This window comes from Bradyrhizobium semiaridum (genome assembly GCF_020329505.1).
Classification (GTDB): domain Bacteria; phylum Pseudomonadota; class Alphaproteobacteria; order Rhizobiales; family Xanthobacteraceae; genus Bradyrhizobium; species Bradyrhizobium semiaridum.
The window spans coordinates 135,221-161,635 of record NZ_JAGKJJ010000011.1 but is presented as its reverse complement, the minus strand read 5'-3'; the positions used below and the strand labels follow the sequence as shown (position 1 = coordinate 161,635).

General features: G+C 65.7%; 27 protein-coding genes and 1 pseudogene. 8 read left to right on the top strand and 20 right to left on the bottom strand.

Annotation, left to right across the window (positions count from 1 at the left end; genetic code table 11):
* The 6 genes and pseudogenes from J6500_RS15825 to J6500_RS15800 all read right to left on the bottom strand — a co-directional run.
* Window positions 1-348, bottom strand: a pseudogene (locus J6500_RS15825) (hypothetical protein); the annotation flags it as partial.
* Window positions 349-437: 89 nt separating this feature from the next.
* Window positions 438-1,040, bottom strand: coding sequence for an AprI/Inh family metalloprotease inhibitor (locus J6500_RS15820; protein WP_376707812.1), 603 nt, complete (start codon window positions 1,038-1,040; stop codon window positions 438-440).
* Between the two features lie 92 nt (window positions 1,041-1,132).
* Window positions 1,133-2,116 carry a 2-hydroxyacid dehydrogenase gene (locus tag J6500_RS15815; protein WP_225713624.1) on the bottom strand — a complete coding sequence of 328 codons (984 nt, stop codon included), beginning with the start codon at window positions 2,114-2,116 and terminating at the stop codon, window positions 1,133-1,135.
* Window positions 2,116-2,904, bottom strand: coding sequence for an ABC transporter permease (locus J6500_RS15810; protein ID WP_225713623.1), 789 nt, complete (start codon window positions 2,902-2,904; stop codon window positions 2,116-2,118). Before J6500_RS15810 ends, J6500_RS15815 begins: the two co-directional genes overlap by 1 nt.
* Entirely contained in the window at window positions 2,901-3,689 is a 789-nt protein-coding gene (locus tag J6500_RS15805) for an ABC transporter ATP-binding protein (RefSeq protein WP_225713622.1), read from the bottom strand. The genes J6500_RS15810 and J6500_RS15805 overlap by 4 nt, the downstream gene beginning before the upstream one ends.
* A gap of 11 nt (window positions 3,690-3,700) precedes the next feature.
* Window positions 3,701-4,732, bottom strand: a complete 1,032-nt coding sequence (locus J6500_RS15800; RefSeq protein WP_225713621.1) for an ABC transporter substrate-binding protein — start codon at window positions 4,730-4,732, stop codon at window positions 3,701-3,703.
* A gap of 157 nt (window positions 4,733-4,889) precedes the next feature.
* Between J6500_RS15800 and J6500_RS15795 the strand changes: the two genes are divergently transcribed.
* Both J6500_RS15795 and J6500_RS15790 read left to right on the top strand, forming a co-directional pair.
* A complete protein-coding gene (locus J6500_RS15795) occupies window positions 4,890-5,699 on the top strand; it encodes a creatininase family protein (RefSeq protein ID WP_225713620.1) in 810 nt (269 codons plus the stop codon).
* A 148-nt stretch (window positions 5,700-5,847) separates the two neighbouring features.
* Window positions 5,848-6,132, top strand: coding sequence for a hypothetical protein (locus J6500_RS15790; protein ID WP_225713619.1), 285 nt, complete (start codon window positions 5,848-5,850; stop codon window positions 6,130-6,132).
* 405 nt (window positions 6,133-6,537) lie between these two features.
* On the opposite strand, the gene J6500_RS15785 is transcribed toward J6500_RS15790, so the two are convergent.
* Entirely contained in the window at window positions 6,538-6,720 is a 183-nt protein-coding gene (locus tag J6500_RS15785) for a hypothetical protein (protein WP_225713618.1), read from the bottom strand.
* A 346-nt stretch (window positions 6,721-7,066) separates the two neighbouring features.
* On the opposite strand from J6500_RS15785, the gene J6500_RS31990 reads away from it, so the two are divergent.
* Window positions 7,067-7,195 carry a hypothetical protein gene (locus J6500_RS31990; RefSeq protein WP_283842924.1) on the top strand — a complete coding sequence of 43 codons (129 nt, stop codon included), beginning with the start codon at window positions 7,067-7,069 and terminating at the stop codon, window positions 7,193-7,195.
* 60 nt (window positions 7,196-7,255) lie between these two features.
* Here the strand turns inward: J6500_RS31990 and J6500_RS15780 are convergent, their stop codons facing one another.
* From J6500_RS15780 to J6500_RS15765, 4 genes are read right to left on the bottom strand one after another with little or no spacing between them, the layout of a single operon-like run.
* Entirely contained in the window at window positions 7,256-8,011 is a 756-nt protein-coding gene (locus J6500_RS15780) for a GntR family transcriptional regulator (protein WP_225713617.1), read from the bottom strand.
* Between the two features lie 6 nt (window positions 8,012-8,017).
* On the bottom strand, window positions 8,018-8,995 hold the full coding sequence (locus tag J6500_RS15775; protein ID WP_225713616.1) for a Gfo/Idh/MocA family protein: 978 nt from the start codon (window positions 8,993-8,995) through the stop codon (window positions 8,018-8,020).
* Window positions 8,992-9,879, bottom strand: coding sequence for an NAD(P)-dependent oxidoreductase (locus J6500_RS15770; protein WP_225713615.1), 888 nt, complete (start codon window positions 9,877-9,879; stop codon window positions 8,992-8,994). Before J6500_RS15770 ends, J6500_RS15775 begins: the two co-directional genes overlap by 4 nt.
* Before the next feature lie 22 nt (window positions 9,880-9,901).
* Entirely contained in the window at window positions 9,902-10,864 is a 963-nt protein-coding gene (locus J6500_RS15765) for a Bug family tripartite tricarboxylate transporter substrate binding protein (RefSeq protein WP_225713614.1), read from the bottom strand.
* 133 nt (window positions 10,865-10,997) lie between these two features.
* Here J6500_RS15765 and J6500_RS15760 point away from each other — a divergent pair, with 133 nt between their 5' ends.
* The 3 genes from J6500_RS15760 (at window position 10,998) to J6500_RS15750 (ending at window position 14,177) form a co-directional block, all read left to right on the top strand.
* Window positions 10,998-11,387 (top strand): carboxymuconolactone decarboxylase family protein, encoded by a 390-nt coding sequence (locus tag J6500_RS15760; protein WP_225713613.1) that lies wholly within the window; start codon window positions 10,998-11,000, stop codon window positions 11,385-11,387.
* Window positions 11,388-11,447: 60 nt separating this feature from the next.
* Window positions 11,448-12,809, top strand: a complete 1,362-nt coding sequence (locus tag J6500_RS15755) for a class-II fumarase/aspartase family protein (protein ID WP_225713612.1) — start codon at window positions 11,448-11,450, stop codon at window positions 12,807-12,809.
* Between the two features lie 111 nt (window positions 12,810-12,920).
* A complete protein-coding gene (locus tag J6500_RS15750) occupies window positions 12,921-14,177 on the top strand; it encodes an aminopeptidase (protein WP_225713611.1) in 1,257 nt (418 codons plus the stop codon).
* Window positions 14,178-14,405: 228 nt separating this feature from the next.
* On the opposite strand, the gene J6500_RS15745 is transcribed toward J6500_RS15750, so the two are convergent.
* Genes J6500_RS15745 through J6500_RS15735 form a run of 3 tightly spaced genes read right to left on the bottom strand, consistent with a single transcriptional unit; the run spans window position 14,406 to window position 17,255 of the window.
* Complete coding sequence (locus J6500_RS15745) at window positions 14,406-15,338, bottom strand: GNAT family N-acetyltransferase (protein ID WP_225713633.1); 933 nt, start codon at window positions 15,336-15,338, stop codon at window positions 14,406-14,408.
* Between the two features lie 11 nt (window positions 15,339-15,349).
* Window positions 15,350-16,399: an amidohydrolase family protein gene (locus J6500_RS15740; protein WP_225713610.1), complete on the bottom strand. Its 1,050-nt coding sequence runs from the start codon at window positions 16,397-16,399 to the stop codon at window positions 15,350-15,352.
* Window positions 16,400-16,439: 40 nt separating this feature from the next.
* Complete coding sequence (locus J6500_RS15735; protein ID WP_225713609.1) at window positions 16,440-17,255, bottom strand: MBL fold metallo-hydrolase; 816 nt, start codon at window positions 17,253-17,255, stop codon at window positions 16,440-16,442.
* A 162-nt stretch (window positions 17,256-17,417) separates the two neighbouring features.
* Between J6500_RS15735 and J6500_RS15730 the strand changes: the two genes are divergently transcribed.
* Window positions 17,418-18,356 (top strand): alpha/beta fold hydrolase, encoded by a 939-nt coding sequence (locus tag J6500_RS15730; protein WP_225713608.1) that lies wholly within the window; start codon window positions 17,418-17,420, stop codon window positions 18,354-18,356.
* Window positions 18,357-18,369: 13 nt separating this feature from the next.
* Here J6500_RS15730 and J6500_RS15725 read toward each other — a convergent pair whose 3' ends face one another.
* The 6 genes from J6500_RS15725 to J6500_RS15700 form a co-directional block, all read right to left on the bottom strand.
* Window positions 18,370-19,482 carry a hypothetical protein gene (locus J6500_RS15725; RefSeq protein ID WP_225713607.1) on the bottom strand — a complete coding sequence of 371 codons (1,113 nt, stop codon included), beginning with the start codon at window positions 19,480-19,482 and terminating at the stop codon, window positions 18,370-18,372.
* Complete coding sequence (locus J6500_RS15720) at window positions 19,482-20,138, bottom strand: 5-bromo-4-chloroindolyl phosphate hydrolysis family protein (protein WP_225713606.1); 657 nt, start codon at window positions 20,136-20,138, stop codon at window positions 19,482-19,484. Before J6500_RS15720 ends, J6500_RS15725 begins: the two co-directional genes overlap by 1 nt.
* Window positions 20,139-21,728, bottom strand: a complete 1,590-nt coding sequence (locus J6500_RS15715) for a substrate-binding domain-containing protein (RefSeq protein WP_225713605.1) — start codon at window positions 21,726-21,728, stop codon at window positions 20,139-20,141. It lies immediately after the preceding gene.
* The gene (locus J6500_RS15710; RefSeq protein ID WP_225713604.1) at window positions 21,725-22,783 is read right to left on the bottom strand and encodes a toxic anion resistance protein; all 1,059 of its coding nucleotides are present in this window, start codon (window positions 22,781-22,783) and stop codon (window positions 21,725-21,727) included. The genes J6500_RS15715 and J6500_RS15710 overlap by 4 nt, the downstream gene beginning before the upstream one ends.
* Window positions 22,784-22,974: 191 nt before the next feature.
* The gene (locus J6500_RS15705; RefSeq protein ID WP_225713603.1) at window positions 22,975-24,495 is read right to left on the bottom strand and encodes a permease; all 1,521 of its coding nucleotides are present in this window, start codon (window positions 24,493-24,495) and stop codon (window positions 22,975-22,977) included.
* Complete coding sequence (locus J6500_RS15700) at window positions 24,492-25,244, bottom strand: ABC transporter ATP-binding protein (RefSeq protein ID WP_225713602.1); 753 nt, start codon at window positions 25,242-25,244, stop codon at window positions 24,492-24,494. The genes J6500_RS15705 and J6500_RS15700 overlap by 4 nt, the downstream gene beginning before the upstream one ends.
* Window positions 25,245-25,538: 294 nt before the next feature.
* Here J6500_RS15700 and J6500_RS15695 point away from each other — a divergent pair, with 294 nt between their 5' ends.
* Window positions 25,539-26,414 carry a branched-chain amino acid ABC transporter permease gene (locus tag J6500_RS15695; RefSeq protein WP_225713601.1) on the top strand — a complete coding sequence of 292 codons (876 nt, stop codon included), beginning with the start codon at window positions 25,539-25,541 and terminating at the stop codon, window positions 26,412-26,414.
* Window position 26,415 lies beyond the last annotated feature (1 nt).

The following is a 26,415-nucleotide window of genomic DNA, read 5'->3' as shown; positions in this document are numbered from 1 at the left end:
CGGCGGCGGTGTCGGCCGGGCTGGTGTTGAAGCAGATCGGGGCATCGGGGGCGAGGCGGTGTACGAGGTTGAGGATGGTCTCGAACAGCACCGCTCCGGCGGTTCGCGCAGTCCGGCGCCGATCACGACGCAATCATAGCGCTTTGCCCGCAGTGCCGCCGTCGCGACCGGCTCGGCGGTGTCGCCGAGGTCGATCAGGCAGCTCTCGACGTCATAGCCCAGCGTGCGCAGGCCTTCGAGTTGCGCGTCGATATAGCTGCGGACCAGTTCCGGCGTGAATTGGGGCAGGACGGAGAGGTCGACGCAGGCCGGGTCAAGGCCGATCGCCAGCACCGATGGCTTGGTCATGATTGCAGCTCCCGGTTCGATGATCGTCCATCGAGCCTAACCGCGCTTTGAGTCCAAAGCGCGGAGGCGCCGAGCTCGTCGCCCGTCCCCTACTGCTCGCGCAGCATGATCAGCGGGGCGGCGCTGTCGGGGACGCGGCGCCATTGGGCGTTGTCGTCGGCCTCGAACTGCCAGGTCTCGCCCTTGGCCGACATCAAGAGCATCTGGCCGTGGTCGAGCCGCCACAGGCTCGGATTGAAGGCGGTGACCGCGGGGTCGCATTTGCCCTTCACGAACACCTGGAAATTGTCGTTGCCGGCATCGGTGTTGGTCAGCACCAACGTGCAGATCGCCTGGCCGTTGCCGCGGACCATCGACCAATCGCCGATCATCTGGTCCATCGATTTTGCAAGCGAGCGAGCGGCGGCGAGGTTTTGCAGGATGTAGACGCCTTCGTTGGTGCGCAGCCCCTCGAAGATGCCGGTCTCGACTTCGGTGAAGTCAATCACCGCTTCGCCGGTCGGACTCTGCAGCCGGACGATGTCGCCGAGACCCTTGATGCTCCAGCTGGCGATGTCCTTGCTGAATGGCAGTGCGGCGGCGCAGGCCGGCTCGAGCTCGAGCTTGAAGCCCTGCGGCGCCGCGTCGCCCTTCAATGTCACGACGCAGGTCTTGCTGCGGTCGGTGGTGGCAAGCTCCCACTGGCCGATCATGTCCTTCTTCAGCGTCGAGGCGTCCTGCGCCGCTGCGCCGCCGGATGCGGCGAGCAGCAGAGCGAGCGCGGCGCTGAAGCGGGACAGCGGCATCAGCGTCCCTTCACCGGGGTTTCGGCGACCGGCGTCAGCGGCGGCTTGCCGGCGAACCATGCCTTGATGTTGTCGACCACGAGCTGGTCCATCGCGTTGCGCGTCACCACCGAGGCCGAGCCGATATGCGGCAGCAGCACGACGTTCTGCATCGCCTTCAATTCGTCCGGCACGTTCGGCTCGGCCGCGAACACGTCGAGGCCGGCGGCGAGGATGGTGCCGGACTTCAGCGCCGCGACCAGCGCCGGCTCGTCGACGACGGAGCCGCGCGCGACGTTGATCACGACGCCGCGCGGGCCGAGCGCCTTCAGCACGTCGGCATTGATCATCTTCGCGGTCGAGGCGCCGCCCGGCACGATGACGATCAAGGTGTCGACCGCCTTCGCCATCTCGATCAAATCGGGATAGTGCTTGTAGGAGACGTCGGCGGCGGGATTGCGCGAGTGATAGGACACCGGCACCAGCGAGGCCTCGAGCCGGCGGCCGATCGCCTGGCCGATCCGGCCCATGCCGACGATGCCGATTTTGCGGTCGCGCAGCGAGCCGACGCTGAGCGGATAGTTTTGCGTCTGCCACAGGCCGGAGCGCACGTAACGGTCGGCTTTGACGAACTCGCGCAGCGTCGCGATCAGGAGGCCCATCGCGACGTCGGCGACCTCCTCGGTCAGCACATCAGGTGTGTTGGTGACCACGATGTTGTGATCGCGCGCGTAGTGGGAATCGACGTGGTCGTAGCCGACGCCGAAGCTGCCGACGATCTCGAGCTTGGGAAACATCGCCAGCGCGGTCTTGTCGGTCGCCATGGTGTGATAGGTGACGGCGATGGCGCGGATCTTGGCCAGCGTGTCCGGCGTCAGCCGCTCGAGGTCGCCGCGGCTCTCGGCCTTGTGCAGCACATATTGATCGGAAAAGCCGTTCTCGAGGATCGGCCGGATCGGTCCGTAAATCAACAGATCGATCTTGTCGGAAGAAATCGAGGCCATCAGCTTTCCTTTCCTAGCGCACTCTCGTGCCAGCGCCGCAACAACAGGTGCGAAACTAGCGCCAGCAGCCCATAGATGACAATCCCGGCCAGCGATAGCAGCAAAAGCGCGGCGAACATGCGGGGAATGTTCAGCCGGTAGCCGGATTCGGCGATCCGGAACGCGAGCCCCGAGCCGGCGCCGGCGCTGCCCGCCGCGATCTCGGCGACCACGGCGCCGATCAACGACAATCCGCCGGCGATGCGCAGGCCGCCGAGGATATAGGGCAGGGCACCCGGCAGTTTCAGGAACAGCAGTGTCTGCAGCCGTGAAGCGCCATAAAGTTGAAACAATCCGGACAGGTTACGATCGACCGAGTTGAGGCCGAGCGTGGTGTTCGAGAGCACCGGGAAGAAGGCGACGATCCAGGCGCAGACGATCACGGCGGTCTGCTGCTGCAGATAGATCAGCAGCAGCGGCGCGATCGCGATGACGGGCGTGACCTGCAGGACCACGGCATAGGGGAACAGCGAGTATTCCAGCCATTTCGACTGGTTGAACAGCAGCGCCAGCGCGATGCCGCCGACCGCGGCCGCGACAAAGCCTTCCAGCGTGGTGAGCAGCGTGACGCCGAGCGATTGCGACAGTACGTCCCAGTCGCCGACCAGGGTCTGCAGCACCAGCAGCGGGCTCGGCAGCACATAGGGCTGGATGTCATAGGCGCGGACGATGGCTTCCCACAGCAGGAGGCCGGCGGCGAGCACCACGACGGGCAGCAGGAAGCGGATGATGTCGCGTGGCGATGTCATGCGCCCGGCTGCCCTGCATAAGACGGCGCCAGCGCGCTCGAGACCTCGCGGCAGAAGGCGGCGTATTCGGCCGAGGTGCGAAACGCCTCGCCGCGCGGCTCCGGCGACGTGATGCGAAACTCGGCGCCGATGCGGCCGGGCCGCGCCGTCATCACGATCACGCGCTGCGAGAGATAGACCGACTCGAACACCGAGTGTGTCACGAAGATGACTGTCTTGTGCAGGCTGCGCCACAGCGTCAGCAGATCATTGTTGAGACGGAAGCGCGTGATCTCGTCGAGCGCGGCGAACGGCTCGTCCATCAGGAGAATATCGGGATCGGTGACCAGCGCGCGCGCCAGCGACACCCGCATCTTCATGCCGCCGGACAATTCGCGCGGATAGGCGTCGGCGAACTCAGCGAGTCCTACCTGATCGAGCGCCTGATCGATGCGCACGTCGGCATCGGCAGCCGGTGCGTGCGCGAGGCGGAACGGCAGGCGGACATTGTCGCGCACGGTGGCCCACGGCATCAGGGTCGGCTCCTGGAACACGAAGCCGATCCTGTGACTGCCGGGCCGTAGCGCGCCGCGGTGCGCGAGTTCGACCGTGCCGGCGCTCGGCGCCGACAGCCCGGCGATCAGCCTCAGCGCGGTGGACTTGCCGCAGCCGGACGGCCCGAGCAGTGAGACGAATTCGCCGCTGATGACGTCGAGGTCGAGCGGCCCGAGCGCCGCGACGCCGGTGTCATAGATTTTCGTGACGCCGCGCAGGCGCACGGCGGCCGCCTTGGTATCCGACGCCACGGGCCCGGCCGTCAGTTCTTCGGCCGCAGCTCGACGCCGACTGCCTTGTTGACGAAGCGCAGCGTGTAGCCCTGGCGATAGTCGATGGTGCTCTTGACGACGCCGGCGCGCACCATCTTGTCGAAGAAGCTGGCCATCCGCTCGTCGGTCATGGCTCCGATGCCGTTCTTGACGGTATCGCCGGAATCGACGATGCCGTGCTCGCGCATCTTGGCGACGCAATAGGCGAGCAGCTCGTCGGTCATCTCCGGGTTGAGCTTCTTGATCATGGCATTGCCGGCCGAGTTGTCGCCGTAGATGTAGTGATACCAGCCGACCACTGAGGCATCGACGAAGCGCTGCACGAGGTCGGGCTTCTTGTCGACGATGTCGCGGCGGGTCTCGATCAGGGTCGAATAGGTGTTGAAGCCGTAATCGGCGAGCAGCAGCACGTTCGGCTTGAAGTTTGCGGCCTTCTCGACCGCGAACGGCTCCGAGGTGACGTAGCCCTGCATCGCGGTCTGCTTGTCGACGATGAAGGGCTGCGGGTTAAAAGTGTAGGGCTTCACCTTGCTCTCGCTGAAGCCGTATTCGGATTTCAGCCACTGGAAATAGCTGGTGATGCCTTCCTTGGAGATCAAAAGCGTCAGCGGCTTCAGATCTTCGATCTTGCTGACCTTGATCTCGGGATGGGTGAGAAAGACCTGCGGGTCCTTCTGGAACATGGCGGCGACCGCGACCAGCGGCACCTTGTTGGTGACGGCATCGAAGGTCTGCAGCGAGTTCGCGCTCATGAAGAAGTCGAGCTTGCCCGCGATCAGCAGCGAGCGGTTGTTCGCGTTGGGGCCGCCGGGCACGATGGTGACGTCGAGGCCGTATTTCTGGTAGGTGCCGTCGGCGACCGCCTGGAAGAAGCCGCCATGCTCGCCCTCGGCCACCCAGTTGGTGCCGAAGGAGACCTTGTCCAGGGTCTGCGCGTTCGCGGGAGTGAGGACCGCCAGCGCCGTAACGGCGGCGGCAAACAGGCCAGTGGTTAACGCTGGCGACAAAAAGGCCGGCTTCATGGTTGGACTCCGTCGATCATTCTGGCCCATGATGGGAAGGCAGAGGACGTGGACCGCGCCCGGAGGGGACGCGGGAACGCCCCGGAGGAGCGCGGAACGTCCCCGCAAATGATGAACAAACTACCCTGCAAATTCATCCATTGAAACGCCTGTCCTGATGACCGCTCAGCTTCCGCCCCGTGACTGGACCGCCATCCGCTGGCCCGAGATCGCCCAGAGCGCGCCGGCGCGCTGGATCGCGGTGCTGCCGCTGGCCGCGACCGAGCAGCATGGGCCGCATCTGCCTGTCGGAACCGACGTCATGATCGGCGAGGCCTACCTTGCACGGGTGCGCGAGTTGCTGCCGGCAGCGATCCCGGCGACGTTCCTGCCGCTGCAAGCGGTCGGCATCTCGACCGAGCACATCGATTTTCCGGGCACGCTGACCTTGCCGACCGAGGTGGCGCTGAAGGGCTGGATGGCGATCGGCGCAAGCGTCGCGTGCACCGGCGTGAAGAAGCTCGTGATGGTGACGAGCCATGGCGGCAATTCCGCCGCGATGTCGCTGGTCGCGCAGGATCTGCGCGCTCAGCACGGCATGCTGGTGGTGACCACGAGCTGGTCGCGGTTCGGCGCGCCGGACGGTTTGTTCGATGCCGACGAACTGCGCCACGGCATCCATGGCGGCGCGGTCGAGACCTCGATCATGCTGGCGAAGTATCCGCAAGCCGTGCGCAAGGATGCGATCGCGAACTTCACGCCGGCGAGCATCGCGATCGAGCAGCAGCACCGCCATCTGTCGACGCAGCGGCCGGCGCCGTTCGCCTGGCAGGCGCAGGATCTGCATCCGAGCGGCGCGGTCGGCGACGCGACCAAGGCGACCGCCGCGAAGGGCGAGAAGCTGCTCGATCACGGCGCGCGCGCGTTCTGCGAATTGCTCGCGGACGTCGACCGGTTCGACGTCGAAAAATCGCTGCACGGCCGGTAAAGCGGCTTTGTTTCGCCGGCGCAGCCGCGACGAAACAATTCACGAAGCCATATTTCCAGCGGTCCTTTCGAACCGGAACCTGTGCGGCTCCGTCCAACGGGCGTTGCGGACCACACCGGCGCCGCGCCCAGACAGGATGGAGTATCCAATGTCGATCAAGACCAAGTTCGCCGCCCTCGCTCTCGCTACGCTCGCCGTGACCGGCAGCATCGCGTCCACCACCTCGCAGGCCGAAGCCAAGCCGCTCGGCTGGGGTTATGGCGTCGGTGCGGGGCTGGTCGGTGCCGCCATCGTCGGCGGCGCGATCGCGGCCAGCGACGGCTACTACTACAACGGCTACGGCGCCTATAGCGGCTATCGCCGCTGCGGCTTCGTGCGGCAGTACGACGCCTACGGCAACTACATTGGCCGCGTGCGCACCTGCTACTACTGATCGGCGAATTTCTTCATAGCGTTTTCAAGCGAAGTGGGCGCTGGTTCGCGTGAAGAAAACGCGTCAAACGAGAATCTGGAGCTGAAGGCTCCAGGCTGTGGATCCCGCGCTCGGCACGGGTCCTCATCCACCCCGTGCCGTTCCCGACCCGCCCGGCGATCCCCCTGGGCGGGTCATTCGTTTCGGACCGCGTGACACTCACAGATATTTCGCGATTGGCCGGAAGTCGCGCAGCACGGCGCGGCCCTTCGGGCCTGCGGCAGTCCGGTGCTTTGGTCCGCGCGACAGCCCCGCTTCATGGCGGCGACGCACCTGATTTCATGCAGGTGCATCCGTCGGAGAGACAGTCGTGCGATTCGCCGGAGGGCTGGTGATTCGGCAGCAGGCTGGGGCGCGTGACTTAGGTCACGCCTGACCCGCGACCTTGGCGGCCGCCGTGCCGATGTCGAGGCCGAGCATGCGGGCGCGCTCCTGGCGGTCTTCGGCCAGCAGCTTGAGCTCCCGTTCCAGCGACCGCGCAACCTCCTCCTGCAGTTCCTTGGAGCGGGCGCGCTGGGCGCCATGGCGGCTTGCGGGGCGAGTGGTCACAGGGGAACCCTTGTCATCGTACTGTCACGCGGAGTCTTCGCACGGCTGGTTTCAAACCAGCAATCAAAAAGTATTTAGGGTCGGTCTTTTGGAATATCTCCCATGCCGCTGACTCGAAATTGAGCAAAGCATTCTCCGGTGGAGCTTGCCGCATCGACCAAATCCGTCGCATTCGCCGAAAATGCAGACGGAGCTTCTTCATCAGACCTATTTCGAATTGCCGCGAAATCATTTTTGGATTTCGATGAAGGCGTCCTGAAACGGACACGCTCTAGGCTTAGGAAATTCCTGGCGAGGACGGATCGTCCGGGAAATGCCTGATCGTCCTGTGGGGGTAACGTTGCCGATGAAACAGCCGAGTGCCATGCCGTATATGTGGGCGGCCGTCCTGATCGCGGTTGCGATCTGGGGTGCGGTCGGATCGCCGCAGATGGCGCACACCTCGGTGCGGCAGCATCACGCCGGTATCCGCTAACCTGACCTCGGCGACGATGTCGCACGGGCGATTCGCGATCGCCGCCTCACGTTTTCCGGATTACAGCGCCGGCCGCGGCGAGCGTTGCATGTCCATCGTATAGGTATAGCGCCCTTCGGGATGCGTGGTGATGGTCACCTCGAACAACTCCTCGCGCACTCCATAGTAGCGGCGCACCACGGTGAGCGCCGGTGAGCCGGTCTTGACGCCGAGCGATTTGGCAATCGGCGCCGGCATGCCGCGCACGAAGATCTCCATCTGCGCGTGCTCGGTGACCTGACCGTAGGTCTTGGCGATCTGCTCGTGCACCGGCGTGCGGCCGTGGTCGCTGCGCTTCACGACGTCGGCGAATTTGCGCAGCACATAGATTTCGGCCCAGCCGAGCGGAGCCGCGAACTGGTCCGAGCGGCGCACCGCCTCGATCAGGAACCAGCTCTTGCCGGGCTCGCATTTCAGCAGCGCGGCGAGTTTGCGGTCGGCGACGATGTCGCCGCTGCTGACGACGTCGCGATAGGTTTCGTTGGAATAGCGCAGCCATTCCCCCAGCGATTTGACGCTGTGGGTGAACAGCACCGGCGGTTCGGAGGCGATCACCACCGAGCCGAGGCCGGCACGGCGCACGATCAGGCCCTGCTCGATCAGGATGCGCAGCGCCTCGCGCACGGTCTGGCGGCTTGCCTGATAGCTTGCCATCAGCTCGGTCTCGGTCGGCAGCAGGTTGCCCACCGCGTAGGTGCCGAGCCGGATATCCTTTTGCAGCCCGGTGGCGATGTCGCGGTAGCGGGACGATCTCGCCTTGCCGGGTTTCTCGGACATCGCGGCTTACTGGTATGCCACGTGGCAGCTGACCGGGTGCCCGGTTTGCATCGACTGCAACGCGGCCTCGAAGGCGCTGAGCGTCGCCAGCACATCGGCTTCCGGCACCGGGAAAGCCTTGATGCCCAAAGCCGCATCGGCAAAGGCAGCGAGTTCCGCGGCGAGCGTGTCGACCACAGAATAATGCATTGTCGCGGGCGCCTCGCCGGATTTTCGCAGCACCATCGTCACCTCGCCCAGCACCTCGGCTGATCCCTTCGTCCCGAAGACATGCACGCGCCAATAGAACGGCGTTGCGCGGATCGTCGCAAGAGTGCCGCTGACGCCATTCACAAATTCAATCGCCAGGGTTGCAGTGTCGAGTGGCGGCGGACCAGCCTCGCGCGCACTCAACCGGGCATAGACCTGACGGACCGGTCCGAGCAGGCTGACAAAGCCGTCGAGCACGTGCAGCCCGGCGCCGGTCAGCCCACCGCCCGGCGATTCCTCTGATGACAGCCGCCAGCCCTGCGTGATGGCTTGCGAGTTCTCATTGCTGTTGTGCCCCTCGATATGCAGCACGGTGCCGAGCTCGCCATTGGTGACGATCGTCCGCAGCGCCTGCATCGACGGCCAGAACCGGCGATTATGCCCGACCGCGAGCACCACGCCGGCGCTGCGGCAGGCGGCGAACATCTCAGCCGCGTCGTCGCGCTTCAGGGCGAGGGGCTTCTCGCAAAACACCTGCTTGCCCGCCGCGGCGGCTGCGATCACCTGGCGCTTGTGCAGCGAATGCGGCGTCGCCAGCAGCACGGCATCGACGGCAGGATCGGCCAGCACGGCGTCCATGCTCGTGAGCGTGAGGCCATGCATCGCGCAAAAGCTCTCGGCGTGGCCAGCGTCGGGCTCCACCGCGCTGACGATCCGCAGTCGCGGTTCGCTTCGCGCGGCTTCGACCAGCGCTCGCCCCCATCGTCCGAGGCCTGCAATCGCACAATTGATCATGTCGGTCCTCCGCCGTGGCCACGCCTGGTGCGAATCGCCTCGATCACCGCGGCGCTATCACTGTCCGGGCCTTGCAATGCGATCGCCGTGCGCAGCAGGCTGGCCTGTGCGGTCGTCATCGGCAAGGGCTGGCCGTGCCTGTCGGCCTCGCACAGGATCAGTTCGGCATCCTTCAGCGTCTGCGCGATGTGCGATTGCGGCGAGAAATCCCGCGCCAGCATCTTCTCGCCCTTGCTGTCCATCACTTTGGAATAGGCCGCCGACTGGCGCACGGTCGCAAGGAAGCTGGCGCCGTCGAGGCCGAGGCATTCGGCGAAGGCGATGCCCTCGGCGAGCGCTGCGCGGTTGGATTGCAGGATCAGGTTGATGGCGAGCTTGGTGCGACTGGCATTGCCGATCGCGCCGACATTGATCCGCTGCGGGCAGATGATGTCGAGCGTCGCTGTAGCTGCATCGATCGCCTCGGCGTTGCCCGCGACCAGCACGGTGGCGGTGCCGGCGCGGACCTCGGCGCTGGTGCCCGAGATCGGCGCCTCGATGAAGCCGAGATGCGAGCGCGCCGCGAATTCGGCGATGACGGCGATTTCCCCCGGTGTGCAGGTGGTGGTGCAGATCACCAGCGGCGGCAGTTTTGCGTTGGCGAGGTCGGGCAGCAGGCTCTTGGCCTGTGCGGCGTCATACACCGCGATAACGATGGTCCGGCAGCGCTCCGCGACATCAGCCGCGAAAGCGGCGAATTCGGCACCGCTGGCTCTCAACCCACTCGATTTGGCTGCATCAACGTCGAAGCCGATCACTCCGACGCCGGCATCGATCAGGCGGGCGGCGAGGGCTGATCCCATCAGCCCAAGCCCGATGACCCCGACCGGTGCGTTGCTGTTCATGGCACGACCTTGCCGCTTCCGTCTATTGCGGCTGGATTCCGGCCGCCTTCATTTCGGCCGACCAGCGCACGACCTCGCCCTTGACGAAAGCACCGAACTCCGCCGGCGCCAGCGGCGAGACGATCACGCCGACATCGGCAAGCTTCTTCCTCGTCTCCGGCATCGCCAGGAATTTCGCGCATTCGGCATAGATGCGATCCACGACCGGCGCCGGCGTGCCGGCCGGGGCGAACAGCCCGTACCAGATCGTGGCCTCGAAGCCCGGCATCACGTCGGCGAGCGGCGGCAGGCCGGGGGTAAGCTCGTTGCGCGACGCCGAGGTCACGCCGATGCCGCGCAGGGTGCCGCCTTGCATCTGCGGGATCGCGACCGAGAAGTCACCGAAGGTCAGATCGATGACGCCGGCCATCACGTCGGTCATTGCCTGCGGAACGCCGCGATAGGAGGCTGCGACCAGCGACAGGCCGCCGCGCGACTGCAACTGCGCGACCGAGATCTGCGAAGCACCCGAGCCATAGCCCGCGGTCAAGTTCGGATGCGTCTTGGCATAGTCGAGGAATTGCGCGAGGTCCTTGGCCGGAGACTTGGGGCTGATCAGCAGCACCATCGCCGTCGTCGTGGTGCGGATGACCGGCGCGAAATCCTTCACCGGATCATAGGACAGGCTCTTGAAGCTCGCCACGTTGCTGGCATGGGTGGTGTTGGTACCCATCAGCAGCGTGTAGCCGTCCGGGGCGCTGCGCGCGACCTCCAGCGCGCCGATGCTGCCCAGCGCGCCGGCGCGGTTCTCGATCAGCACGGTCTGGCCGAAGGCGTCTTGCAGGTGTTGGCCGATCAGCCGCGCGACATTGTCGGGACCGGCGCCGGCCGGGAACGGCACGATGATCTTCATCGGCCGCTGCGGGAATCCGTCCGCGGCGGGCGCCGGCGGTGCCGCGAACCCGGAAAGGAGCAGGACGACAAGCAAGCCCAGGCGCGACTTCATCCCGATCCCCTCCCATTGTTTTGATAAATTTATACGGACAAATACCGTCGCAGCGCAAGCTCTGCGCTGCCGGATGGGTTGAGGCCTGTCATAATTATCCGTATATATGTTCGAAACAGGGAGCCAGACGACGATGGTGGACGTCAGCGATCTGCACGCCCGCGGGCTGCGCCGGCGCAGGAAGATGTTCGGCGAAGCCGATGTTGCCAAGCGGATGGCGGCCGCCGGCGATTTCGGCGCGCCGCTGCAGAACGTCATCAACGCCTATGTCTATGGCGACGTCTGGGAGCGCAGCGGCCTGTCCGACCAGATCCGCAGCCTGGTCATGCTCGGCATTACCGCGGCGAGCGGCAAGGCCGCCGAATTCCGTGTCCACGCCAAGGGCGCGCGGGCCAATGGCTGTACCGCGGCGCAGGTGCAGGACGTGCTGCTGCTGGTCGCGATGTATTGCGGCGTTCCCGCCGCGATCGAGACCAGCACGATCGCAGCCGAGGTGTTCGGCGAGTTGCCAGCAGAGGGGTAGGGGCTCCGCGCGGGTCGTGTTAGGGACTGGCCGAACTGCGATCGGCCACAGGATATGCCCATGCCCGCGTTTTCGACCTCGACCACCGTGCTCGATTCCGTGCTGTTCCGCGATGCCTTTGGCACGAGCGAGATGCGCGAGGTGTTTTCCGACCTGCGGCTGATATCGCGCTATGCCGAGGTCGAGGTCGCGCTGGCCAAGGCGGAAGCGCGTTGCGGCGTGATCCCGGCCGAGGCGGCCGCGGAGATCGCAAAGCGTACCGACGTCGCGGCGTTCGATTTCGATCTGCTGCGCCAGGAGACCGATGTCGTCGGCTATCCGATCCTGCCGCTGGTGCATCAGATGGTGAAGCAATGCGGCGAGGCCGGCCGCTACGTGCATTGGGGCGCCACCACGCAGGACATCATGGACACCGCGGTGGTGCTGCAACTGCGCGACGGCTTGAAGATCGTCGAGGACGACATCGCCGCGCTGCGTGGCATCCTCGTTGATCTGTCGAAGCGCTATCGCGACACGCCGATGGCCGGCCGCACCCATCTGCAACAGGCACTGCCGGTCACCTTCGGCTACAAGACCGCGATCTGGCTGGCTGCGTTCGATCGCCACGCGGCGCGGCTGGCGGAGCTGAAGCCACGCGTGCTGATCGGCCAGTTTGCCGGTGCCGCCGGCACGCTTGCCTCGCTCGGCGACAAGGGATTCGAGGTGCAGCAGGCGCTGTGCGAAGCGCTCGGCCTCGGCGTGCCCGTCTCGACCTGGCATGTCGCGCGCGACGGCCTCGCGGAAGCGGTCAACTTCCTGGCGCTGGTCACCGGGACGCTCGGCAAGATCGCGCTCGACATCATGATCATGGCATCGACCGAATTCGCCGAGGTCTATGAGCCGTTCGTGAAGGGGCGCGGCGCGTCCTCGACCATGCCGCAAAAGCGCAACCCGATCTCGTCGGAATTGATGCTGGCGGCCTCGAAGGCCGTGCGTCAGCATGCCGGCCTGATGCTGGACGCGATGGTGCAGGATTTCGAGCGCGCCACCGGGCCGTGGCACGCCGAGTGGATGGCGATCCCGGAAAGCTTCGTGCTCACCGCGGGTGCACTGCATCAGGCGAAGTTCGCGCTCGGCGGCCTGATCGTCGACGAGAAGCGGATGGCCGACAATCTCGACATCAGCCGCGGGCTGATCGTAGCCGAAGCCGTGATGATGGGGTTGGCGCCAGATCTCGGCCGGCAGGAGGCACACGACGTGGTCTACGACGCCTGCCGCCTCGCCAACGAGAGGGGGCTGACCCTGGCCGAGGCCTTGGCGGCGGATCAACGCGTGGCGAGCCGGATCGATCGCGCGACCATCGACCGCCTCGCGGCGCCGAAAAACTATCTCGGGCTCGCGCCTGACATGGTCGATCGCGTGCTGGGATCAGTGAAGCGGTAAATTGTGCGTTCGGTCGCCGTCGCGTGATCGGTGATCGAGGCGGGAACCTTGCGAACCCGGCTCGAATTGGACTACGAATCGGTCAATTCCCCAATCGACACCGGATGCTTCATGACTGCACATCAGCGCAATCTTTCCGCCTCGATCGATCCCGTAAAGCTCGACCGGCTCGCCGAAGTCGCGGTCAAGGTCGGGCTGCAGCTCCAGCCGGGGCAGGATCTGCTGCTGACCGCGCCCGCGGTCGCGATGCCGCTGGTGCGGCGGATCGCCGAGCATGCCTACAAGGCCGGTGCGGGTCTCGTGACTCCGTTCTTATCGGATGAGGAGATCACGCTGGCGCGCTACCGCTATGCGAACGACGCGAGCTTCGATCGAGCCGCGAGCTGGCTCTATGAGGGCATGGCGAAGGCGTTCGGCGCCAACACCGCGCGGCTGGCGATCGTCGGCGACAATCCGATGCTGCTGTCGGGCGAGGACCCGACCAAGGTGGCGCGCGCCAGCAAGGCCAATTCGATCGCCTACCAGCCGGCGCTGGAGAAGATCGTCAATTTCGACACCAACTGGAACATCATCGCCTATCCCAGCGCATCCTGGGCCAGGCAGGTTTTTCCTGATGATGCTGAGAACGTCGCGGTCGCAAAACTCGCCGACGCGATCTTCTCGGCGTCGCGGGTCGACCAAGACGGCGCCGTCGCCGCCTGGGAGAAGCACAATGCGAAACTGCGCGAGCGCACCGAGTGGCTGAACGGCCAGCGCTTCCATGCGCTGAAATATTCCGGCCCCGGCATGGACCTGACGGTTGGGCTCGCCGACGGACATGAATGGGAAGGCGGCGCCTCGACTGCCAAGAACGGCATCGTCTGCAATGCCAACATCCCGACCGAGGAGGTCTTCACCACGCCGCATTGCCGGCGCGTCAGCGGCCATGTCGTCAGCTCGAAACCGCTGTCCTATCAGGGCACGCTGATCGACAACATTTCGGTCAAGTTCGAGGAAGGCCGCATCGTCGAGGCCAAGGCCTCGCGTGGCGAGGAAGTCCTGAAGAAGGTGCTCGATACCGACGAGGGCGCGCGCCGGCTCGGCGAGGTTGCGCTGGTGCCGCACTCCTCGCCGATCTCCAAGAGCGGGCTGCTGTTCTTCAACACGTTGTTCGACGAGAATGCCGCCTCGCACATCGCGCTCGGCCAGTGCTATTCGAAATGTTTCGTTGGCGGCGACAAACTGACACCGCAGCAGATCGCCGAGCAGGGTGGCAACAAGAGCCTGATCCATATCGACTGGATGATCGGCTCCGCCCATACCGATATCGACGGCATCCACGCCGACGGCCGCAGCGTGCCCGTGTTCCGTAAGGGCGAGTGGGCGTAAGGGCTCGGCTAGAGATCAGGTCAACTTGCGGCGCGACGGCAGGGCGCTCCCTCGCCCCGTTCTTACGGGGAGAGGGGTGGGGTCAGGGGTCGTCTGCGCAAACACGGTGACAGCTGGATTCGCGGAGGTTCCCCCTCACCCGGTCTAACGATGCGTTCCGACCTCTCCCCGCACGCGGGGCGAGGTGATCGGAGTTCGTCGCTCCGGTTATAGTTAACTCATTCTGCTCTATTGAAATCGCCCCTCGCGTGCGGCGATCAGCTCGGCTCGCGTGGCGCTGAAGCGGCAGGTTTCGTGCTGCGGGCGGAAGCCGAGACGGCGATAGATCTTCAGCGCGGCGGCGTTGCGGCTCGAGACATTGAGCCAGCACGGGTGCTCAACTGAGACGTCGTGCGCGGTCAGCACGCGATAGAGCAGGAGCTGGCCGAGCCCGCGTCCCTGCCGCGCCGGATCGACGGCCATCGACTCGATCCACATCGAGTTCTGCTCCGGCTCGGTCAGGCAGAAGCCGGACACCTGCCCGTCCTCGGATGCGATCCAGACTTCGCTCTCGGTCAGAAGCTGCGCCATCTCCTCCGGTGAGTACAGGCGGAATGCGGCGTCCGAGGCATAGGCAGCGTTATGGATGCGCGCGACCTCGGCGGCACAGGTGGTCACGTCGCCGACCTGCTCGATCGAGGCGCGCGCGGCGGCCAGCGTGCGAGCTGGCTGCAGCGGTTCCACGCACTTCATGCCGATTTCCGATCCGACATGAACGAAGCCGAACACGGTGACGAAGGCCATGCCGGCCGGCCAGTCGGGGCTGACTTGCGTCTGCACGGTGAGGTCAGCCTCGGCGTCGATCGCCAGCACGTCGTCGAGCAGCGCCAGGCCGACGTGGCGGCGCCGCGCCTCTGGCGCCACGACGATCTTGAGGAAGCGGGACTGGTGCGCGCCGTGATGGCGCAGCGACGACTCCGCGAGCCCGACCAGGCGGCCGCCCCGCCCGGCGACACGAAAATCGCGGCCGCCGCGGTTCTGCGGCAGCTTCAGGAATTGATCCCATTGCGGCAGCGTGACCGGGCCGAGCCGCGGTTCCACCGCGGCCGCCCTTGTATAGAGCGCAACAACCGCTTCCGCATCGGTCTCCCGGAGCGGCCGGATGGTGATGCCGTCATCCATGGCTGCCAAGCTTATCCGATATCGAGCCGATAAACATCCTTTGCCGTCTGCAAGAACAGGGCCGTCTTCTCGACTTCGCTATATTGTGAAGCTAGCCGTTTGAAGGCGTTGAAGATCACCTGATAGCTGCACTGACCCTTGTCAGGTGGGAAGTTGCTCTCGAACATGCAACGGCTCGGGCCGAACGCCTCGATGCAGGTCTCGATATAAGGCCGCCAGGCGGCCGCGAGTTCCTCCGACGACGGCGGCTTGGGGCGGAGATGGAAATCGTAGCCGAGCAGGCACATCGCCAGCCCGCCGAGCTTGACGACGACGTTTTGGCATTTGGCGATCTCCTGGATGGATGCCTTCCAGACCGGAAACACCTCGGCGCGCTTGCCGGCGAAGCGGCCGGTGCCGACCGGGCCGCCGCAATGGTCGAGTACGATCCTGGTGTCGGGAAAGGCACGGGCGAGGTCGGTGAGCTCGCCGATCTGCGGGTGGAACAGCCAGGCGTCGAAGCTGAGGCCGAGCGGGGCAAGGCAGGCAAAGCCCTTGCGGAAGGTCGGATCGAGCAGGATGCCCTTCGGCCGGTTCGCATACATGTGGGCGACGTGAGGGTCTTCGTCCCAGGCCGACGAGTGGCGGATGCCGCGGAACCGGCCGTTGCCCGCCGCGATCTCCGCCTCCAGCACGGCCTTGGCCTGATCGCCGATCAGAAGATTGACGTGGCTGACGATGCCGGCGCAGATTTTTGCCTTGCCGTAGCCGCCGCTGGCCGACATCGCGGCAACGCCATTGGCGAACTCAACCTCGCCGACCGGCTTGAAGGCCTCCGGGCCGTCGGCGCGGTACATCGAGCGGCAATCGACATAGACGGTGGCGACGATGTTGTGGCCGGAGGCGATGTCGTCGCGCATGTCCTCGATCAGATAGCGCAGCCCACCGCGGTCCCAGAGATGATGATGCGGATCGACGATCGGCCGGGCGGGATCGATCACCTCCTCGGTATACTGCGCGAGCCAGTCCTCACGCGGATTGGCATAAAGTCCGCTGGCGGAGGCGGGTAAGGTGCTGGCCATCGATTTCACTCCCGTTTTTGCTTGTTGTTGAAGAGAGACATCAAACGCCGTCGAGGATAATCACCGTCGGTGTCGTCGGCAGTGTGTCACGCGACATCCGCAAGGTGCGCTCGCCGCCGCGGCGGTCGATCTCGAACTGCTGGCCGATCAGGCGCATGAACTCCTCGAGCGGGGTCGCGAAGCGGTGCATCGGCAGCACCACCGCCGCGCGCAGCCGCTTCGTGATCTCGGAGACGCCGTCGAGCGACATCGTATAGGTGCCGTCGATCGGCACCATCACGATGTCGAGCCGGCCGATCGCGGCGAAATGGCTGTCATCGAGCTTGTGATGCAGATGGCCGAGATGGCCGATGCAGAGCCCGGCGACCTCGAAGATGAAGATCGAATTGCCGTCCTTGATCATCGCGCCGCCGGAATCCTCGCCCCAATAGCGGCGGATGTCGGTGGTGACGTTGCGGATATAGACGTCGCCGATCCGCATCGCGTAGTGCGCGGGTTGCCCCTTCTCACCCCAGCCGTGCATGACGTGGGGAATTTTCGGATCCGGAAACAGCGTGTAGTGGGTCTCGTGCGCGCGGTTCATGGTGGCGACGTCGGGCAACCGTCCGGTGCGGTAGACGCCGTTGTAGTCGGTCGCGATGCGGATGCCGCCGGGCGTGTCGATGTAGTAGGTCGAGTGGCCGGCATAGGTGATGGCGACCTCGTCGGCCTTTGCCGCGACGCGCCGGTAGTTGACGGGGATGGCGCGCGGCGGAGCGCCCGCCATCGCCAGGCATTCGCTGCGCTGGGCGTCCTGCGCCCAGGTATTGCCGGTGAACGTGACCAGCAGGACGAGCACGGCGAGCAATCTCAGCATGACATGTTCCGTCTTCGGGGACATCCGCGCGGCCGCCAGACTAGCGCCGAATTGCCGTGCCGTCATGATGACGCGGGCGCATCGCTCCATCGCGCGGACTGCACGCGATCCGTCCGGCCGAACAGGCTACCATGCCGCAAACGACACGATCAGGAGTCTGCTGTGATCGACACTGCTTCCGCGCCACGCGCGCCCTCGACCAAGCGGCTGGAGCCGCTGCGCCACGTCGATGCCGGCGTGCTCAACATCGCCTACTACGAGGCCGGCCCCGCCGACGGCCCGGCCGTGATGCTGATGCACGGCTTTCCCTACGACATCCATTCTTATGTCGATGTCGCGCCGATGCTGGCGGCGCAGGGCTGCCGGGTCGTCGTGCCGTATCTGCGCGGCTACGGGCCGACGGTGTTTCGTGATGCGGAGACGCCGCGCTCGGGCGAGCAGGCGGCGATCGGCGCCGACATGATGGCGCTGATGGATGCGCTCCAGATCCAGCGTGCGGTGTTCGCCGGCTATGACTGGGGCGGCCGTGCGGCCTGCGTCGGCGCCGCGCTGTGGCCGGAGCGCTGCATCGGGCTCGTCAGCGTCAACAGCTATCTGATCCAGGACATCGCCAATGCGATGGTGCCGGCGCGACCGGAGCGCGAAGTCCCGCTCTGGTATCAATATTACTTCCAGATCGAGCGCGGTCGCGCCGGTCTTGCTGCCAACCGGCGCGGCATCGCGAGAATCCTGTGGTCGCAATGGTCGCCGAACTGGCAGTTTGACGACGCCTGCTTCGAACGGACGGCGGTCGCCTTCGACAATCCCGACTATGTCGACGTCGTGATCCACAGTTACCGGCACCGCTACGGTCTTGCCGACGGCGACCCGCGCTATGCCGAGCTGCAGCGCCGGCTTGCCGCGTTGCCGGTCATCACCGTTCCCGCCATCACGCTGGATGGTGCCGGCGACGGCGTTGCGGTCGTGACCGACGGCAGCGCCAGCGCCGCAAAGTTCAGCGGACGCCGGGTACATCGCGTGATCCCGCGCGCCGGCCACAATCTGCCGCAGGAAGAGCCGGGGGCGTTCGCCGCGGCGGTGATGGAGCTGATCAACGCGTGACGGGTGCCGCAGCCTACGCGGTCGAGAGCCGGTCGAGCAACGCCAGCATGACCGGCGCGTCGGGGATCGGCAGCACGGCGTCGATGCGTTCAATCAGCCGCGATTGCAGCAGCGCGTTGCGCGCCTTGCCGATGGTGCCGAGCGGTCCGCGAAAACCGTGCTCCTCCCAGGCGAGTTCGAGCAGGCTTTCGCTGACCAGCGCATCGATCAGTTCGTCGGCGGCGCGGTCGATGCTGATCAGCGGATGGGCCGAGAAGGCGGTCGGTTTCGGATACAGGATCACCGGCTTGGACGGTGCGTTGGCCTCGACCCGCTTCCAGCGCTCGGCGTCTTGCAGCACCCACTCGATCAGCTGGTTCTCGTAGCCGACGATCAGCGGCTGGGCGCCGGCGCCGCCCGCGACATAGTCGTCGAACAGCTTGCCTGATGACGGCGGCTTGTAGCCCATGCGGCGGAACACGGTGGCGACGTCGCCGTCGATCTTGCCGAGCGAATCCAGCGCAATGACGTCGCCGCTGAGCAGGCTCGCGGCCAGCCCTGCGAACATGAAGCCGGAGTTCGACCTGTTGGGATCGGTCGACACAACGCGGGCACGGCCGAACAGGCCGGCGACGCCCATCGCCTCCCATGTCTCGCCGGCGATGATCGCTTTGAGCACCTTCAGAAGGTCGACGGTGTAGCGCGGGCCGCCGGCCGGCTCGGCGAAGCCGCCCTTGACCAGACCGTCGGCGATACGGTCCCAGGAATACAGCACGATCGGCGAGTTGAAGATCACCTGGTCGCGCGAGATTCTGACGCCGGACGAGCGCGCGACGTCGACCAGCACGGACGAGGATGGCCACAGGAATTGCGGCTTCTGGTCGAGCAGCGTGCGTTCGCGCACCATCTCGACCGAACCAGCGCGCCGCGCATCGAGGATCAGACCGAACCGACGCTCCAGCACGCTGCGGACGCGGGCATTGGCGAGAAAGCCTTCCTTCTCGCCGCCGGAGAAGCCGAACAGCCGCTTCGGCTCGCCGAACCGGCCGGCGATCTCCGGATGCTGCCGCAGATAGACATAGCCGCCGGTGCCGGCGGCGCTGGCGGCGAGCAGGCCGAGACCGAACGCCCGACGGGAAATGGCCATCAGGCTCTCCTCTTGTCCGGATCCGACGGGGCCGGCAGCGCCGCCGGCCCGAGGTCCTCGTCGAGCGAGCTCTTCAGCAGCTTGAGCTCGACGTCGAGATTGTCGAGATCGGCTTCCTGCAGGTTCGCGGCGTAATGGGTGAAGGCGGTATCCAGGCGGTCGATCAGGTCGCTGGTCGTGACCAGCCGTGCCGGGTCGCGGCTGCCGCTCTTCTCGAGCACGGCATAGGCTTCGGCGAGATCGGCGGCGCGCGGCAGATAGTAAGTCAGGAAGCGGCGCACGCGATCGATCCGCAACGGCTCTTCCTCGACGCCGGCAAAGATCTCGCGCGAGGTCTTCGCCAGATGGCGGACGCGCTCGGCGACCTTTTTGGTGCGGATCGTGCTGACCGCGACCTCGAGCCGGATCGCCAGCGGTTCGGCATCGGTCAAGAGTTCGCGGGCGAACTCGATCTTGCCGCGCGCCGCGCCGCTCGCATCCAGCCCCTCGAACATCTTGCGTGGCGCGAGCAGGGCCACCACGCCGCCGCCGGCGACGACGCTGATCAGCGCGGCGGCCCAGAACGGCATGCCGACGCCGATCGCGAGCAGCGGCAACAGCACGGCCGCGCCGGCGCCGCCGGCGATCCAGTTCATTCCTGACCGTGCCGATGGCATTCAGTTGTATCCCCGCACGGCACGAAACGCCTGGGTCAGGCTCTTGGTGCCGTCGAACACCCGGCCGCCGGTGAGCGCCGCCAGCTTGTCGAGCTGGCTGCGGTCGGCGCTGTCACCGAAGGTGACGCCGAACACCGGCACACGGTGCCCGTCCTCCCGCCACGGCAGCTCGAACGTCGTCATCACGCCCTGGCTCTTGCCATCGGTCATAATGACAATGGCGGGCAGATGTTGTCCACGGTCGAGAAACGGCTTCATGGCGTCGAGCGCTCGTGCCGCGCAGGTGTAGAAATCGGTGCCGCCATTGGCGCGCAGCTGCAGCGCCTTGTCCAGCAGACCGGCCTGGGCGGCATCGTCGCCGCCGGCGGCCGCGGCCCACAGCACGTGGTCGCTGAACGGCAGCACGATGATCTGATCGTCCTTCGACCATTGCACCAGCACCTCGCGGGTGCGTGCCGGCGTGAACAGGAACCGCATCGCGTCGAGCAGTTGCGTTTCGCCATGGCCCTGCATGCTGCCTGACACGTCGAGGCACAGCGCGGTCAGCGACGGCCGCCGCAGCGCCTCCTGGTACAGCGCGAGCGCCTTCTGGATCACGGCGGGTTCCGGCGGCCGCACCACGGTCAGCGGACGGCCGGGGTCGAGATTGGTGGCGGTGTCGGCCTTGAGCGGAGCGGCGCGGCCGAGCTCGACCCGGCGTCCGGTCGCGGCGATCCGGGCCTGGGTCTCGTTCTTGAGCAGGAACGCCTGCAAATCGTTGAAGAACGCCTCGACTTCCTTGCCGCGTCCGCGATCGACAAAGCCGAGCGGGGAATCGCCGACCGACACGCCGTCCTCGGGGTAGACGGCATAAAGCGGTTCCTGGCGGTCGGCGATCAGCTTGTCGTTGGTCTCCTTGATGACGGCCTCGTAGTTCCACATGGCGTCATACTTGGCGCCGGTGCGCTGGCCGTCGCGGTAGAGATCGGCGAGCCAGCCGCTGGAGCCGGACGAGCGTTCGACTCCGCGCAGGAGGCCGCGCACGGTGGCTAACACTTCGGTCTTGTCGAGATCGCCGGCCTCGATCAGGTCGGGCTTGCCGATTCCGGCCGCCAGCATGGCGAGATAGGCGGCGGCACCGGAGTTCGATTGCGTCGCCGACGTCATCAGGAATTTCAGCTTGCCGCTTTCGACGGCGGAGAGGATGTCCCTGGTCGTCACCTCGGCGCCGACCCAGCCCAGCGCCTGCGCCTTCGAGCGCCTGACGCCGAGGATGACCGGCATCTGGGCAACCGACTTCACCGACTTGACGCGCCTTGCGGTGTCGAACATGTCGATCCAGATCGACGCCGCGGGCCACACGGCGTCGGCATCGGGATCGTTGCCCGGCTTGAGCGCCAGCGCGATGTCGAGCGAGCCCTGGTAGCGCACCGTGCAGGTCGCACGGCGCTGTTCGCAGAACTCCTGCACCATCGGCGCCAGTACCTCGTTCTCCGAACCGGACAGGATGGTGAATTGCGGCCCCGGCGCCGAGCAGGCGCCGATTCCGAGCGCGAGCAACAGGCCGGCCGCGAACATCATCGCGGCATGCCGTGTGGTGGCGAGGTTCATGTGGGTGACTTGGACAACGCCGATTTCAGCTCGTCAGTCAGCTGCGCCATGCGCTGCTCGATCTCGGCGCGCTTCTTGCGGCCCTGCTCCTGGACATTGAAGACGCCCGTGATCGTATCGAGCAGATCGCGGTTGGTCTTCTCCAGCGTCTCAATGTCGACAATGCCGCGCTGCGACTGCTTCTCGATCTCGATCGCCTGCGTCTTCATCATCTCGGACGCCTGCCGCATCATCTCGTTGGTCGCATCGGTGACCGTCTTCTGCAGGTCGAGCGCCGATTTCTGCCTGCTGAGGCCGAGCAGCAGAATCATCTTCTGCTTCCAGACCGGAATGGTCAGCTCGGTGGTGGCCTGCAAGTTCTCGATCAGCGTCTCGTCGCCGGACTGCACGATGCGGATCTGCGGCAGTTGCTGGATGCCGATCTGGCGCGCCTGCTGCAAATAGAAGATGCGCTTTTCGAGCCGGTCGAGCGCCTGGGCCGCATCCTGGAAGGTCTGCGCCGCCAACAGCGCGTCGCTGCCGCCGGCCGCTCCCTTCGCGGCTTGCTCCAGCTCGAGCAGCTTGCCGCGGCGAAAGTCCTCCACGAAGGCCTTGCCGGCCGCGATGTGCGAATCGAGATCGACCAGCGACTCCTTGGTCTGCTCATGCAGTTCGTCCAGCACCGCGATGTCGCGGCGCAGCGTTTCCTTGTTGCGATCAAGCTCGACGCAGACGCGATCGATCTGCGAGGCGACGTCGCCGAACTGCTCGGTGAAGCGTCGCAGCCGCGCTTCCATCGACGAGAACAGCCGGGTGAGGAAGTTGCCGTCCTTGAGCGAGGCCGGATCGAGGCTGCGTGCCTTGGCGAGGATGTCCGACAGCAGCTTGCCGGTCGGGCCCAGCTCGCGGTTCTGGGTCTGCGCCAGGATGCGGTCGGCGAACTCGACGACCGAGCGCTGCGCGCGATCGCCGAAAGTGACAATGCGTGACCGGTCGGCGATGTCGATCTCGGACCTGATACGCGCGACTGCGGACGCATCCACCATCACCGCCGGGACATTGATGGTCTCGCTCATCCGCTTCCTCTCCTGTGTTTCGCCCCTGGCAGGAACCTCGGGCAAGAAATGGTGTCGGGTCAGAATTCCAGCAAGATAACGATCGCACTCGAACGATTCGATGACACCGCCGGATTCGTCTCTGCTATCCCAGTCGGTGGAAATCCGTATCGGGTTCAATGGGATAGTGAATATTTTCCGGCGCTGCGCCGTCAGCCGCGCCGCGGGCTGATCTTCCAGGCTGCGACGAGCACCATCAGCGTCAGAATGCCGCTGACGGCGGCCGCAATCGGGATCGTCAGCGCCAGCGCAGCGGTCGCGGCCCAGCCGATCGAGCAGAACGCTTCCGCGAAGGTCGCGATGCGCGATGAGGTCTGGCGCCGGCGGAATTGGCTGCGCCTCGCCTGCGCGCGGAACCAGAGCTGGATCGCGGCGGCGGATGTGGTCACGACCATCACCGCGATTGCGGTGACGGCGGCCTGCACCGGCGAGGCGAACGCCAATGCTGCGATCATCGGTGCGAAGATCACGGTGATTGCGATCAGCACCACCTCGATCTTGGCCCGGATTACCCGCGACGGCGGCAGCGGTGCTGTCGCCACCAGATCGGCGGCGTCCTCGCCCGAGATTGTCAGCCAGGCCAGTCCGCCGGCGAGCTGCCCCGCGGCCATCACGACGACGGGCGTGATCAGCACGATCGCGGTCGAGGAATCGGAGAAGCTGCGCCACAGCATCAGCGCCGGCGGCACCAGATAGAGCATCTGCATCAGGCTCTGCGACAGCAGCCACGGATCGCGGCGCAGCAGCAGAAATTCCTTCCAGCGCAGCGCCTGCGGCCGTGAGCCGCCGCGGAATGCGCGGCTGCGCCCGCGCGCGGCCACCGCCGGATTGGCTGCGACGCTGACCACCGTGTCGGCAAAGCGCGGCGCGAACACCGCCATGACGAGGCCGAGCAGCACCAGCGCGGCGGCGATCAGCAGCATCATGATGTCGAGGTTGCCGAGCGCCGCGCGCGCCGGCCACCAGACGAAGCTGTCGGGATCGGGCGCGATTCGTGCCGCGGTGTCGGTGGTCAGAACGGCAAAGCGCGACAGCGTCCCGTAGGACAGCACAGCAACGACCTGCAATGCGATGACGAAACCCGCGCCGATGACCGCGGAGACGATCTGCGCCACCAGCCGCGTCCGGCTCGGTCCGATCAGGCGGAACAGCCAGACGGTCACCGTGATCGCGGCGGCCGCCGCCGACAGGCCGAGCGCGATGACCAGGCCGAATCCGGCGAGCCAGTGCGCGCCGCCGAGAAATGCCAGCACGTCGATGAACGGCGCCGAAAACAGCAATGCCATGCAGGTCACGGTCAGCGCGATGGCGGCAATGCGGATCGAGAAGATGTTGGTGAGCTGAACCGGCGACGACATGATCAGGTCGAGATCGGCGCGTGCATAGAACACCCGTGTCACGGATTCGATGGCCTGTGACAGCAACAGCGCCCATGACAGGAAGATCGTCGCGCTCAGCACGAGCAGCGACGACGGATCGAGCGGGAATTGCAGGCCGGCAAAGCGTCCAATCACGGCATAGGCCGGCAGGTGGAGCACCACGGCGAAGATCACGAGGCCGATCACCGCGCGATTGCGCCGGCGCCGGCCGCCGGTCATCATCGCCAGCCATTCGCGCCAGGCGAGGCGAATTTCGTGGCGGGCGAACCAGGCGAGATGGGCGGCGGAGTTCACGCGGCGGCCGCTTCGGTATCGACCAGCGCGATGAACATATCTTCCAGGCTGGTGTCGTTGCGTCCGTTCTGCTGGCGCAGCTCGGCCAGCGTGCCTTCGGCGATCAGGCGGCCGGCCGCGATGACGCCGATCCGGTCGGCCATCCGCTCGGCGACCTCGAGAATATGAGTGGTCATGATCACGGTGCAGCCGGCGCGCACGCGCTCCTGCAACAATCCCTTGACATGACGCGCCGACAGCGCGTCGAGCCCGGTCAGCGGTTCATCGAGAATGATCAGGCGCGGGTCGTGCACCAGCGCGCCGGCGAGCGCCACCTTCTGGCGCATGCCCTTCGAAAACCCCTCGCAGCGTTCATTGAGATGCCGTTCGAGTCCGAGCGACACCAGCAGGTCGCGCGCCGTCATCTCCGACTGGCTGGGATCGACGCCCCACAGGCCGGCGACGAATTCGAGGTATTCCAGCGGCGTCAGCTTGTCGTAGATCATCGGCTCGTCCGAGACCCAGGCCGTGATCTGCTTGGCTGCGACCGGATCGTCCAGCGCATCGATGCCGAGGATCGACACCGAGCCGGCGTCGGGCTTGAGCAGCCCCGCCACCATGCGCAGCGTCGTGGTCTTGCCGGCGCCGTTCGGGCCGAGCAGCGCGTAGAATTCGCCGATACGCACGGTGAGATCGAGCGCATCGACCGCCGGGCGGTCAAAACGCTTGGTTAACCCTCGCACGGCGAGTGCGGATGGCTCTGATGTCATGACAGGCGGCGGTCCGGTGCTGCGCTCTTCGGTTGTGCACCCTGTGGCAAAACCGTTTCGGTGCGGTGAATCGCGCCAGGCAAATCGGAGGCGATATCCGTAATAGTCCGTGCTGCGGCAATTCTCCGCAAATGTAATGATGTTGGCGGGGCCAGCGCTTTGTTGACACGGATCGGGCCTTTTGGCTCAATCCGGAACGGACATAGGCGGCTTTCAGCGCTTGCGACACAAGGGCGCGAAGGCGGATGCACCAGGCGATCGAAAAGAATCGCCGGGCATCGGGGAGGGAAAAGGATGCTGGACTTCGTTCAGCAGCTCGTCAGCGGCATTGCGCTCGGCTGCGTTTACGGCCTGATCGCGCTCGGCTTTGTGCTGGTCTACAAGGCAACCGAGGTCGTCAATTTCGCGCAGGGCGATTTGATGATGCTCGGCGGCTTCTTTGCCTTCACCTTCATCGGCCTGCTCGGGCTGAATTACTGGATCGGCTTTGCCGGCGCCGTGATCTGCATGGCGCTGTTCGGCATGCTGGCCGAGCGGCTCGTGGTGCGGCCGATCCTCGGCTATCCGCAATTCTCCATCATCATGGCGACGATCGGCCTCGGCTATTTCCTGCGCTCGATCTCCGGCATGATCTGGGGCACCGACGATTTCAAGATCGAGACCCCATTCAGCCAGGGCGTGCTGCGGATCGGCAGCCTGGTGCTGGCCTATGACAAGCTCTCGGTGATCGCCGCCACCATCATCCTCTGTGCGCTGCTCTATTTGTTCTTCAACCGCACCACGCTCGGCACCGCGATGCGGGCAAGTTCCGAGAACATGCTGGCTGCCTATTACATGGGCATTCCGGTCAAGCGCGTGGTCTCGATCGTGTGGGCGATCTCGGCGGCGGTGGCGACCTGCGCCGGCGTGCTGCTGGCGCCGATCACCTTCATCCATTCCAATGTCGGCCTGGTGTTGGGGCTGAAGGCGTTTCCTGCCGCGGTGCTCGGCGGCTTCGGTTCGATTCCCGGCGCCGTGGTCGGCGGCGTCCTGATCGGCGTGATCGAGAGCATGGCCGGCTTCTATCTGCCGCAGGGCTGGAAGGATGTCGCGCCCTACATCGTGCTGCTCGCGGTGCTGCTGCTGAAGCCCGAGGGGCTGTTCGGCCTGCACGTGCGCAAGAAGGTCTGAG